General features: G+C 73.9%; 10 protein-coding genes. 4 read left to right on the top strand and 6 right to left on the bottom strand.

Annotated features, from left to right (window positions below):
• Positions 1 to 157: 157 nt before the first annotated feature.
• Positions 158 to 1,378: an IS110 family transposase gene (locus tag DXZ73_RS17675; RefSeq protein ID WP_116211963.1), complete on the top strand. Its 1,221-nt coding sequence runs from the start codon at positions 158 to 160 to the stop codon at positions 1,376 to 1,378.
• Positions 1,379 to 1,395: 17 nt separating this feature from the next.
• Here DXZ73_RS17675 and DXZ73_RS17670 read toward each other — a convergent pair whose 3' ends face one another.
• From DXZ73_RS17670 to DXZ73_RS17660, 3 genes are read right to left on the bottom strand one after another with little or no spacing between them, the layout of a single operon-like run.
• Positions 1,396 to 3,027: a hypothetical protein gene (locus DXZ73_RS17670; protein WP_116211962.1), complete on the bottom strand. Its 1,632-nt coding sequence runs from the start codon at positions 3,025 to 3,027 to the stop codon at positions 1,396 to 1,398.
• A 52-nt stretch (positions 3,028 to 3,079) separates the two neighbouring features.
• On the bottom strand, positions 3,080 to 4,279 hold the full coding sequence (locus DXZ73_RS17665) for a hypothetical protein (protein ID WP_240351392.1): 1,200 nt from the start codon (positions 4,277 to 4,279) through the stop codon (positions 3,080 to 3,082).
• Complete coding sequence (locus DXZ73_RS17660) at positions 4,200 to 5,189, bottom strand: phosphatase PAP2 family protein (protein ID WP_116211961.1); 990 nt, start codon at positions 5,187 to 5,189, stop codon at positions 4,200 to 4,202. Before DXZ73_RS17660 ends, DXZ73_RS17665 begins: the two co-directional genes overlap by 80 nt.
• Positions 5,190 to 5,478: 289 nt before the next feature.
• Here DXZ73_RS17660 and DXZ73_RS17655 point away from each other — a divergent pair, with 289 nt between their 5' ends.
• Complete coding sequence (locus DXZ73_RS17655) at positions 5,479 to 6,072, top strand: histidine phosphatase family protein (RefSeq protein WP_116211960.1); 594 nt, start codon at positions 5,479 to 5,481, stop codon at positions 6,070 to 6,072.
• Positions 6,073 to 6,186: 114 nt separating this feature from the next.
• Here DXZ73_RS17655 and DXZ73_RS17650 read toward each other — a convergent pair whose 3' ends face one another.
• Entirely contained in the window at positions 6,187 to 7,566 is a 1,380-nt protein-coding gene (locus DXZ73_RS17650) for a tetratricopeptide repeat protein (protein ID WP_116211959.1), read from the bottom strand.
• A 306-nt stretch (positions 7,567 to 7,872) separates the two neighbouring features.
• On the opposite strand from DXZ73_RS17650, the gene DXZ73_RS17645 reads away from it, so the two are divergent.
• The gene (locus DXZ73_RS17645) at positions 7,873 to 8,319 is read left to right on the top strand and encodes a hypothetical protein (protein ID WP_240351391.1); all 447 of its coding nucleotides are present in this window, start codon (positions 7,873 to 7,875) and stop codon (positions 8,317 to 8,319) included.
• A 303-nt stretch (positions 8,320 to 8,622) separates the two neighbouring features.
• Complete coding sequence (locus tag DXZ73_RS17640) at positions 8,623 to 9,495, top strand: spermidine synthase (RefSeq protein ID WP_116211957.1); 873 nt, start codon at positions 8,623 to 8,625, stop codon at positions 9,493 to 9,495.
• Positions 9,496 to 9,501: 6 nt separating this feature from the next.
• Here the strand turns inward: DXZ73_RS17640 and DXZ73_RS17635 are convergent, their stop codons facing one another.
• Both DXZ73_RS17635 and DXZ73_RS17630 read right to left on the bottom strand, forming a co-directional pair.
• Positions 9,502 to 10,902 carry a GH1 family beta-glucosidase gene (locus DXZ73_RS17635; RefSeq protein ID WP_116211956.1) on the bottom strand — a complete coding sequence of 467 codons (1,401 nt, stop codon included), beginning with the start codon at positions 10,900 to 10,902 and terminating at the stop codon, positions 9,502 to 9,504.
• Positions 10,903 to 10,952: 50 nt separating this feature from the next.
• On the bottom strand, positions 10,953 to 11,801 hold the full coding sequence (locus tag DXZ73_RS17630) for a carbohydrate ABC transporter permease (RefSeq protein ID WP_116211955.1): 849 nt from the start codon (positions 11,799 to 11,801) through the stop codon (positions 10,953 to 10,955).
• Positions 11,802 to 11,809 lie beyond the last annotated feature (8 nt).

The raw sequence follows: 11,809 nt of genomic DNA, 5'->3' as shown, positions 1-11,809 counted from the left end.
CATTCGATGGCCACTGTGAGTTGTGCCAGCCCCGCCGGGCCGAGGCCGTCTGATCGGCATCAGGGACACGCCCCGCAGAGGGCCGATTAATGAGCTTCCGGCAGACGTCCTCACCACCGGGCAGGTGCTCCGCGCACGACACAGGAGTACTTCTTTCGTGTTCATCGGATGGGACTGGGCGACCGAGACCCACGACGTGACTGTCATGGACAACTCCGGTGCCCGAGTTGCCCGTTGGGAGCTCGCGCACACCGAGGAGGGCATCGCCCGAACCCTGGCCAAACTGGCGAAGCACGGCAGTCCGGCGGATCTTCCGGTCGCCATCGAGACCACCCGCGGCCTGGTGGTGGACCGGCTGCTGGCCGCCGGGCACCCGGTGGTGCCGGTGCACCCCAACGCCTTCCACGCGATGCGTCCGCGCTGGGGCGCCTCCAAGGCCAAGACGGACGCCGGGGACAGTCTCAAGCTCGCCGACTACCTGCGCACCGACGGGCACTTCCTGCCCCGGCTGGAGCCGACCGAGCAGGTCACGATGGAACTGCAGGCCCTCACCCGGCAGCGGGCCGACCACGTCGCGGCCCGCATCGCCGCGATCAACCAGCTCGCCGCGCTGCTGGATACGCACTGGCCCGGAGGCAAGGCCGTCTTCTCCAGCCTCGACAGCGACATCGCCCTGGCGTTCCTGGAGCGATACCCCACCCCAGCCGCGGCCGCCAAGCTCACCGCCGGGCGCCTGGAAGCATGGTGCAAGCGCCGCGGCTACTCCGGCAAGAAGCCCGGAAGCGTCCTCATCGAACGCCTCCGGTCCTCGCCGAAGCCGGCCTCCCGGCTCAGCGACAGCGTGATCGCACAGCTGGTCCGTGTCCAGGTCCAGCTGGTCAAGGGCATCCGGGCCACGATCCGCTCGCTGGACGAGGCCATCGCCGACGCGGTCGCCGCCCACCCCTACGCACAGCTGTTCGCGACCATGCCCCGCATTGGGACGGTCAACCTCGGGCAGATCGTCGGCGAGATCGGTCCGATCCTGGAACGCTCCAAGACCAGCGAACAGTTCATCGCCGAAACCGGCGTCGTCCCGGTCACCCGGGCGTCCGGCAAGTCCCGCGTGGTGACCTTCCGTTACGCGGCCAACCGTCGCGCCCGCCTGGCCGTCGTCGGCTACGCCGACAACAGCAGGCACGCAAGCGACTGGGCTGCGAAGATCTACAACGACGCGCGGGCGAACAAGAAACGCCATCCACACGCCGCCCGCATCCTCGCCCGCGCCTGGCTGCGGGTGATGTGGGCCTGCTGGCGCACCGGCACCTGCTACGACCCCGATACCCATCGGGCCAACAACAAGATCAATCAGGATCCCGAGGCGGCTCTGGCGGCATAGAGGTTGACTCAGGGAACTCACAGGTGGTCCTCCGGAGTCACCGGATCGGGGGCTTCCACGGCCTCGCCCGGCGGGCCGCCGTGGGTCCAGGGTGTCCGCTCGGGGTCGGGCAGCTCGGGCCCGCCGCGGGGGGAGTGCTCGAAGAGGGTCCAGCAGACGCGGTCGCCCTTCTCCGGCACCGAGCCCGCGTCGGGGACCTTGCCCCGGCCCATGCCGCCGGTCAGCCGGACCGTCAGCGCGCCGGGCTCGCCCGCCACCGGGCCGACGAACTCCGCGGTCTGCGCCGTCGCGCCGTGCGCCCGGAAGATCTTCGCCCCCTCGGCGAGCAGCGGGCTGTCGTCCGTGCGCACCGTCACCAGGGGCCTCGGCCGCGGCACCTTCGCCGTCGAGTACTCCATCACCACCTCGATGACCTCGCCCGCGAACGCCTCCCCGGCGAGCCGCCGCGTGGCCATCACCAAGGGGTCGTCCAGCGCCTCCTGGGCGTCCAGCCGGGCCAGCGCGGTCTCCCGCGTCGCCAGCTTCCGGGCGGCCGTCACCGCGTCGTCCCGCCTCGGCTGCGGCGGCTCCCCGGCGCGCACGCGGTCGCGATGCGTGGTGTACGACCAGCGGTCCCGCTTCCACCGGTCGGCCACCCGCTCGCCCGCGCGCAGTTCCCGCAGCAGGTCGACGCCGTGCCACACGGCGTCCCACGTGGGCCGCAGCTGCGACTCCAGCAGGGCGCGGATCTCCCGCTCGGCGCTCTCCACGGCGGCCGCGGCGGCCCGCTGCCGGGCGCGGGCCATGGGCGCGCCCGCCCCGCCCGCCGCCTCCAGCGCCGCCGCTGCCTCCGTCGCTTCCGCGCGGGCGCGGTCGTAGCGGGACGTGGCGGGCGCCAGCCGCTTGTTGTCGAAGGCCGGGTCCGTCGCGGGGCCCGCCGGGGGACAGCGCAGCAGGCCGTCACCGTCGCGGTCCAGCTCCGCGCGCAGCGCCGCCTCGGCGCCCGTCGATCCCGGCGGCGGCGCGATCCAGGCGAGCAGCGAGCCCAGGTGCTGGTCCTCCGGATTGCTCTGCCCCGTCGCCCAGTGCCTGCTCAGCAGCTGCGTCATCGGCAGCAGCAGCGACGAACCGGGCACCCGCGCCCGCTCCCCGAAGTGCGTCAGCCAGCGGCCGAGCAGCGGCACGCGCGGGGGCGCGGGATACGCCGCCTCCGGGTCCTGCTCGGCGGTGCGCCGGAACCGCATGGAGCGCCCCAGCAGCCGTACGTACTCCACCGCGGCCGTCCCCGGCACCAGCAACTGCGGCGCCTCCGCGCACAGCTCGACCTCGACCGGCACCTTCTTGCCGGTCTCCGGGTCGGTCTCCTTGCGCTCCTCCGTCTCCACCGCGTCGGCGAACCCCTCGACATAGGGCAGCACCGCGTCGGCCAGCTCCGCGAGGAACGCGAACCGCAGGTCCCTGTCGCGCGGCTGCGCCACCACCAGCAGCCGGGGGGCGTCCCGGTCGGTGCCCACCAGCGCCCCCAGCGGGGCGCCCGCCTCACCGGCCGTGGTGAGGGGGACGAGGACGAGGGGCCGCTCCGCGAGGTGCCGGTGCCGCACGGTGGTCAGGGGCCGGGCCCTGCCGTCCCGCACGGCCTCCATGCGCGCGAGCGAGGTGATCAGCGACATGCGGCCTCCGTCCGTACGTCGATGGGGGCGCGGTGCGCCCGGAGGGGCGTCGTCATACGGCGGCCTCCGTGCCCGTGCCCGCCGAGGCCAGCGCCTCCGCGCGCAGGGCGGCCGCGCGGCGGAGCGCGGCGACGGCGGGGTCCTCGGGATCGCCCGCCCCGCCCAGGGCGGCGGACAGCACCGCCCCGACCGTGGTCAGCCCGCCCAGCTCCCCGCGCAGGCCGCGCCCCAGGGACTCCACCGCGCCCGCCTCCCGGGCCCGCGCCCGGCAGTGGAACGCCAGCTCGCACGCGGCCAGGCACTCCGGGGCGTACGCCGCCTCGACGCACTCGACGGCCTCCAGCAGCTGACCGGCGGGCCGCGTAGCCGTGCGGCCGTCCTCGGCGAGGCACAGGTCGAAGGTGGTGCCCTCGGGCAGGGCGGCCGCGATGTCCTCGACGCGGGCCAGCCGGCCGAGCTGCCGCCGGGTGGTCGCGAGCTGCTTGCGCACGTCGACGAGCTCCGCGGCCGGGAGGTTGGAGAAGTCCTTGGGGCAGACGAGCAGCACGCGCGCGTGCACGCGCGGGAGATCCTCCGTCCGCGCCGCCACCTCCTCCAGGGCGAGGACGTAGACCGCGGCCTGCCGGGCCGCAGCGCCCACCTTCGTGGCGTGCGCCGCGCCGTCGATCATCGCGAAGGACTTGATCTCCACGACGGTCCAGCTCCCGTCGGGGTGGACGACCACGGCGTCCGGCTCCAGATAGGCCGGGGTGCCCGCGATGCGCAGGGCCAGCAGGGGGTGGTCCAGGAGCGCCCAGCGCCCGGCGGCGGTGGCCTCGCGCAGGGCCAGCGCCGTACGCGCGGTGCGGCCCTCGGGACCGGCGGCACAGAGGTCGGGGGCGTCGACGGAGCCCGGCTCCGGCGCGGGCGAGCCGTCGCCCAGCCGCTCGTGCAGCAGGCGGATCAGGGCGGCCCCGCCGTCGGCCTTGACCCGCTGCTCGAAGGAGTGGCCCCGCACCAGCGCGAACTGCGACTGCCCGAAGGCCGCCGGGGCGCCCAGGGCCTTTGCCAGCGCCCCCTTGTCGATCCCGGCGCCGTCGAGCAGCATCCGGCGCCGGCAGCCGGGGTTGGCGGCCAGGGCCGCCAGGGCGCGGGCGTCGAGCGGGCGGGCGGGGACGTCCGGCCCGCGGAGCTCAGCGAGCCGCTGCCGCAGCGCCGTCGGCGCGGCTGTCCCCGGCCTCGCCGGGGGCCTGCTGTCGAGGGATCTGGTCACTGGCGTCCGCCTCGCGAAGTCTCTCCGGCGCGCCCCGGGAGCCGTCGCCGGCCGGGGAGCCGGAGGCCGCGGCCCGGGGAAGCGCTGTACCTGCCGAAGTCTCGCATCCGGCAGTGACATTCGCGGGCGTACCGGCAGTTTCCTTGCCTGTCGACCGGGAGAAACGGTGCCTGATCCGGTCGGCGGCCCGCACCGCCGGCTTGGCCAGCAGGAACCCGGCGCCCATGACGGCGGTCCCGGCGACGGCGTCCAGGAAGTAGTGGTTGGCGGTGCCCATCACCACGAGCGCGATGGCCAGCGGATAGCCGACACCGGCGATCCTCGCCCAGGTGGTGCGGCCGTGACGGAACATCACGACGCCGCACCACAGGGCCCATCCGACGTGCAGGCTCGGCATGGCGGCGTACTGGTTGGTCATCCCGCCGAGGCCCCGCGGGGCACTGGCGTCGCCGCCCCACCAGCCGTACTCGGCGTACATCCGCATGGTGTCGACGAAGCCCTCGGACGGGTCCAGCAGCCGGGGCGGGCAGGTGGGCAGCAGGGTGAAACCTATGAGGCCGATGAGGGTGGAGATCATCAGCCAGCTGCGCAGGAAGCGGTAGTCGGCCGGGCGGCGGCGGAAGGCCCAGACTAGGAGCGCGGGGGTGAGGATGTAGTGCAGGGACGCGTAGGCGAAGTCGGCGGGTATGCCGAGGGCCGGGTGGTCCGTGAACAGCCGGTTGAGCGGGTGCTCGAAATTTATTCGGAAGGTCTTCTCGAGGTCGAGGATCGACAGCCCGTGGTCGACGGCCGACTGCACATCGCCCCTGACCAGCAGGCGGCCCGCCGAGTACAGGGCGTACACCACGGCGATCAGTGGCAGCTCGGTCCACCAGCGCGGCCGCTTCCCGAGTGGTGCGGTGCGGTACATCCGGACGCTCTCCATATGTTCAGGCGGCCAACAAGCGCGCATGCCACCGTACGGTGTACGCCGCATCGTTCGCACACCGCCCCGCGACTTATCGGAAACGCCGAGTTCGCCCGCTGTTCGGCCGGGGTGGGCGGAGTGCGAGGAAGGAGACGCCGGGAACCACTGGAGGGTTGCCCGGGACGGGCGTGAGCGATGATGGAGAGCGAGCAGATCGTTTCTGTCGGAGATTGTAATTATCTGCCGGGATCTGTAGCCAAAATCACCGAAATCTTCTGAAGGGTCCCTCGTCATGGCACCGCGCATCCTGCTGGCCCGGCACGGACAGACGGAGTGGTCGCTGTCCGGGAAGCACACCGGCCGCACGGACATCCCGCTCCTCGACGAGGGCCGGCGCGGCGCCAAGCTGCTCGGCGAGCGCCTGCACCGCGCCCCCTGGGACGGGCTGCCCGACGTCGAGATCCGTACGAGCCCCCTGGTGCGCGCCAAGGAGACCTGCGAGCTGGCCGGCTTCGGCGACCGGGCCACCGACTGGGACGCGCTGATGGAGTGGGACTACGGCGCGTACGAGGGCATGACCCCGGCCGAGATCAAGGCGCAGCGCCCCGGCTGGCTGATCTGGCGCGACGGCGTCCCGGAGGGCGAGACCCTCGCGGAGATCAGCGCCCGCGCGGACGAGGTCGTCCAGTGGGCGCGCTCGGCCGACCGCGACGTGCTGATCTTCGCGCACGGGCACATCCTGCGGACGATCGGCGCGCGCTGGCTGGGCCTCGACGTGTCCTTCGCGGCGCGCATCCGCCTCGACCCCACGTCGCTGTCCATCCTGGGCTGGGCGTACGACGCCCCGGCGATCGAGCGCTGGAACGACACGGGGCACTTGGCGTGAGGCAGCGGATGTGAGCGGCTGGGCCTCGTCGCCCTTCTGCGGGCCGTGTCGCCCGCACCACCGCTCCTCCATCGCCGGACGGGCCGGGTTGCCACGGATCGCGGTCGCGGAGGGTCAGCCCCCACTCGCCACCGCGTGCCGGTAGCGGGCGAGGAAACCTTCCGCTTCGCGGGGGTGGTGGCGGAGCCGTCGGGCCGTCGCGGCCAGCATGGTCCGGATCCGCGTCGAGTGGATCTCCGTCAGCAGGTCCAGCGCCCGGTCACCCGCGGCGGCCGCCGCGTCCGGCTCGCCGCCGTGGGCCAGATCGCTCGCGAGCTGGGTGGTGAACAGCGCGATGTTGCGGGCGAAGTGCGGATTCTGCAGGTCGACCGCGCGCCGCGCGTGCTCGGCCGCGCGCGCCCAGTCGCCGAGCGCGGACCAGCACTGCGCCTCCAGCCCCTCCAGCTCCGCCTCGCCGAAGAAGGACATCCACTCCGGATCCGCGGCGGCGGCCCCGCGCCCGAAGAGCGTGCGCGCCCGCGCCAGCGCCTCCTCGCACGCCCCCCGGTCCCCGAGCCCGGCCCAGCCGCCCGCCTCCCGCAGGGTCAGCAGGGACATCAGCCGCGGCGACGCCAGCCGCCGCCCGGCGCGCTGCGCGGCCTGCGCCGCCCGTACGGCCTCCCGCGGGCGCCCCGCGTCGCGCGCGAGGAAGGAGGTGTTGCAGAAGGCGTGCGCCTCCAGCGCCGGGTCCCCGGCGACCCGCGCCGTGGCGAGCGCCTCCGCGTAGTGCGAGCGGGCGTCCGCGAAGCGGCCCGAGTCGTGGGCCAGCCAGCCGACCGAGATCGCCAGTTCGCCCGCCCCCGTGTGCAGCCGGTCCGCGACCGACTGCCGCCGGGTGTCCGCGTCGAGCAGCTCGTACGCGACCCGCAGTGGCCGCGCGGCGCGCCGGTAGAGGCCGTCCGCGCCGTGCCGGTCGTCCAGCAGCCGGATGCGGCGCACGGCCTGTTCGACGGCGGCGGCCTCGGTCTCGCCCGCGCGGCGCGGGGAGCGGGGGCCCGGGACGGTGCCCAGGGAGACCGCGGCCATCGCCGCGGTGCCGTTGGTCATGAACGCGCGACGCAACACGTCGCTCTCCTTGTGGCTGTCGAAGGGAGTGCCGGGAGCCCCGGGGATCCGGTCACGGACCGGGCCCCCGGGCTCCGGAGGCGGCGCCTCGGCGGTTTCGCGCGCCCTCTTGCCGCGTACCACGTTCCGCGGCGCGAAACCCATGTCGACCGGTTCCCTGCCGGGAAACATGTGCCGGAACACCCGCTCGTAGGCGTAGTTGGGGCAGCGGATCTCCCCGGACTCCACGCGCCCGATGTAGCGCGCGTCGCACGAGACCTGCTCGCCGATCTCCCGGGCCGCGCGCCGTACGGCCGCCGCGAACTCGCCCGGCGACCGGCTTCCCCGCAGCTGCCGGAACGCCTCGTTCGGGCAAGGTGGCGGTGACGAGGACGCGTGGGACGACGCCATGGCCGGCCCCTCTCCCTGGCGACTGCCGCCCCACGCGGTACGAGCGGGGCGTGGGCTTGTGCTGCCCGCTGGGCTGCCGGAGCGGCGGAGCTGCCGTTCGGCGGAGAAGACCGTACCGGCAACGAGGGGGCCACTACCGAGTGTTTGGCTACAAAACGGATATCTCACCCGTGATCCGCCATGAAGTGCCATCCTTTGTGACGGCATGGCGCCGTTGCCGTTGACGGGGTTCGCGCGTTGTACCTACGAGCGCGCTCGACGCGGAGTGGCACGGCGGAGGAGGGGTTTCCCTTGGTGGAGGCCGGAGTGGACATCAGCAGCTCGCGGACGACGGCCCTGCACCAGCCGCGGGAGGACCACAGCCCGTCGCCTTCCCCGTGCGCGGCGCAGGAGGCCGTCGAGGCCGGGCCGTGCGACCTGGTCACCGTGCCCGCCCGGCAGGGCCTTGAGGCGGTCGACATCCTGCGGCTGCGCGACGGCGTCGGCCCCGTGCTGCACGACGGCGAGTGCGACACCCTCGGCTTCCTGGTGCCGCCCGGCACGGCGGACGCCTGGGACGTCCCGGGCAGCGCCTGCACCCAGACGCACGGCCGCGGCTTCCAGGCCGACCCGGCGGAGCCGCCGCCCATCACCGGGACGGGCTGGCTGGTCGCGCCGGACGCGGCGATCTCGGACGCCACGGATCCCGCCGTCCTGCGCGCCGCGCTCGGGGAGGCGGCCCGCACGATCGAAGCGGTGGACCGCTGCCGCTAGGTTCGCCGTCCCTTCCGTTGACTGGGGCTCCGCCCCGGACCCCGAAGCACGCTTCGCGCGCTGTCCTCAAACGCCGGACGGGCTGAATTCCGTGCCCCACCTGGTTGTGGGCAGTTGTTCCGCAGGGCGGAACGGGTGGGCACAACCGACCACCGGGCCGCACCCGAGCGGGGGTCCGCGGCGGAGCCCCGGCCGCGGCGGAGCCGCGCATCAGATGTTGCGGGAAGGGGCGGGGCTGGGGAACAAAGCCCCGCCGCAGGCGGCGGACCGGCCCGTGGGGCGGCCCCGGGGGATACTGGTCCGATGGCGAAGAGCAAGAAGCAAGGAGGGCGCGGGCGCGCCACCGTGGAAACGGTCGGCGCGGACGTGGACGGCGGGCACGCCGAGCTCGTGCCCGACCGCGACCGCCCCCGCGGCTTCACCCTGCTGATCGACTCCGCACCGCAGTCCCACGTCGATCTCGACGACCCCACGTATCTCGAATTCGCCTACCAGCGCAGGCTCGGCCACATCGCCGACCTGGTGGCCCCGCCGGGCAGGCCGGTCCAGGCGCTCCACCTGGGCGGCGGCGCCTTCACCTTGGCCCGCTACGTCGCCGCGACCAGGCCCCGCTCCACCCAGCAGATCGTGGAGATCGACGCCCCCCTCGTCCAGCTCGTCCGCCGCGAGCTGCCCCTGGACGGCTCCTGGCGGATACGGGTGCGGGGCGGCGACGCCCGCGAGGGCCTGGCCAAGGTGCCGGACGGCTGGGCGGACCTGATCATCGCCGACGTCTTCAGCGGCGCCCGCACCCCCGCGCACCTGACCAGCACGGAGTTCGCCGCCGAGGTGCGGCGCGCGCTGCGGCCGGGCGGCTTCTACGCCGCGAACCTCGCGGACGGTCCGCCCCTGTCCTACGTCAAGGCGCAGATCGCCACCGTGCGCACCGTCTTCCCCGAGCTGTGCCTGACCGCCGACCCCGCGGTCCTGCGCGGGCGCCGCTTCGGCAACGCCGTGCTGCTGGCCTCGGACCACGAGCTGCCCATCGCCGAGCTGACCCGGCGGGCCGCCACCGACCCGCACCAGGGGCGGGTCGAACACGGCCGCGCCCTGGCCGACTTCACGGGCGGGGCGGCCCCCGTCACCGACGCGAGCGCCAAGCCGTCACCGGCGCCGCCGCCCTCCGTCTTCGAGTAGCTCCCGTCAGTACGGCGGGAGTTGACCCGTCCGCATCACCTGGGAGTACCAGCGGGCGCTCGACTTGGGCGTGCGCGCCTGCGTCGCGTAGTCGACGTACACCGCGCCGAAGCGCTTGCTGTAGCCGTACGCCCACTCGAAGTTGTCGATCAGCGACCACAGGAAATAGCCGCGCACGTCCGCGCCGTCGGCCAGCGCCCGCCGGACCGCGTCGAGGTGGGCGTGCAGATACGCGATGCGCTCCGGGTCGTGCACCGCGCCGTCCCCGTCCGGCTTGTCGTCGTACGCGGCCCCGTTCTCGGTGACCATGAGCGGCAGGCCGGGGAACTCGCGGGTGAAGCGCATCAGCAGCTCGTGCAGGCCCGTGGGGTCGACGGACCAGTCCATCGCCGTCCGCTTGCCGGGCGGCCGGTGGAAGGCGACGCGGTCGGCGCCCGGCCAGGGGGAGTGGCCGGCGGAGCCCTGGCCGTCGTCGCGGGGCGGGGCGTTGTCAGTGGCGGCTGATACCACTGTAGGTGCGTAGTAGTTGATGCCCAGAGAGTCGAGGGGGTGCTCGATGACGCCCGGGTCGCCGTCGTGCACGAAGGACCAGTCGGTGATGCCCGCCGTGTCGGCGAGCAGGTCGGCGGGGTACGCGCCCCGGAGCATGGGCTCGGTGAAGATACGGGTGGCGAGCGCGTCCACGCGCCGCCGGGCGTCCCGGTCCGCGGGGGAGTCCGTGCGGGCCCTGACCGCCGCCGGGTTGAGCGTCACGGAGACCTGTGCCCGCGAGGGCAGGGCCGCGCGCAGCGCCTGGGCGCCGAGACCGTGGGCCAGGTTGAGGTGGTGGGCGGCGCGCAGCGCGGCCACGGGGTCCGTGCGGCCCGGGGCGTGCACCCCCGAGCCGTAGCCCAGGAAGGCGCTGCACCAGGGCTCGTTGAGGGTCGTCCACAGCTCCACCCGGTCGCCCAGCGCCTCGGCGACCAGCTGCGCGTAGTCGGCGAAGCGGTGCGCCGTGCCGCGCTCGGGCCAGCCGCCCGCCGACTCCAGCTCCTGCGGCAGGTCCCAGTGGTAGAGGGTCAGTACCGGCCGGATGCCCCGGTCGAGGAGGTCGTCGACGAGCGCGCGGTAGAAGTCGAGCCCGGGCCGGGAGGCGGGCCCCCGGCCGCCGGGCTGGACCCGGGACCAGGAGACGGAGAAGCGGTAGGCGCCCAGGCCGAGTTCGGCCATGAGGCGGACGTCCTCGGCGCGCCGGTGGTAGTGGTCGGCGGCCGTGTCACCGGTGTCGCCGCCGAGGGTCCGGCCGGGCGTGCGGGAGAAGGTGTCCCAGATGGACGGGGTGCGGCCGTCCTCCTGGGCCGCGCCCTCGATCTGGTACGCGGCGGTCGCGGCGCCCCAGAGGAATCCGGGCGGGAAGTTCACGGTCATGGAAGTGCTCCCGGGTGGGGGGAAGTCGGAAGGAGGGGACGATGAGGCCATCAGCCCTTGACGGCGCCCTGCATGATGCCGCCGACGATCTGTCTGCCGAAGAGGGTGAAGGCGAGCAGCAGCGGCAGGGTGCCCAGCAGCGCCCCGGCCATCACCACCGCCTGGTCGGGTACGTAACCGCGGCCGAGCCCGGTGAGCGCGACCTGCACGGTGGGGTTCTCCTGGGTCAGCGCGATGATCGGCCAGAAGAAGTCGTTCCACGCCTGCACGAAGGAGAGCATCCCGAGCACGGCCATCGCGGGCCGCGCGACGGGAAGGACGATGTGCCACACCACCCGCAGGCTGTTCGCGCCGTCCACGCGGGCCGCCTCGATCAGCTCGGTGGGCAGCGCCTCCACGAGGTACTGCCGCATGAAGAACACCCCGAAGGCGCTGACCAGGGTGGGCAGCACCACCGACTGCAGCTGGTCGGTCCAGCCCAGCCCGGCGACGACCATGAAGAGGGGCACCACGCTCAGCTGCGGCGGGATCATCATGGTGCCGATCGTCAGCAGCAGCAGCGCGTCCCTGAACCGGAACCGCAGCTTGGCGAAGGCGAAGCCGGCGACGGTGCTGAACAGCACCGTGCCCAGCGCGATCGTGCCCGCCACCAGTGTGGTGTTGAACAGCGCCAGCCCCATGTGGGCGTCGCCCCACGCCGTCCCGAGGTTCTTCAGCAGCCTGCCGCCGAACCAGAAGGGCGGTGGGGTGCGGGCCAGCCGGGTGTTGTCGCGCGACGCGGCGATCGCCGTCCACACCAGCGGGAAGAGCGAGCCCGCGGTGAACAGCGTCAGCACCGCGTAGGTGACCGGCCCGCCGTGCAGCTGCCGCCCGGCCCGCCCGGTCGAAGTGATCGTCACATCAGCCC

Origin of the sequence: Streptoverticillium olivoreticuli subsp. olivoreticuli (assembly GCF_003391135.1) — a bacterium.
GTDB classification, from domain to species: Bacteria; Actinomycetota; Actinomycetes; order Streptomycetales; family Streptomycetaceae; genus Streptomyces; species Streptomyces blastmyceticus.
This window is presented reverse-complemented; position numbering and strand designations above follow the sequence as displayed.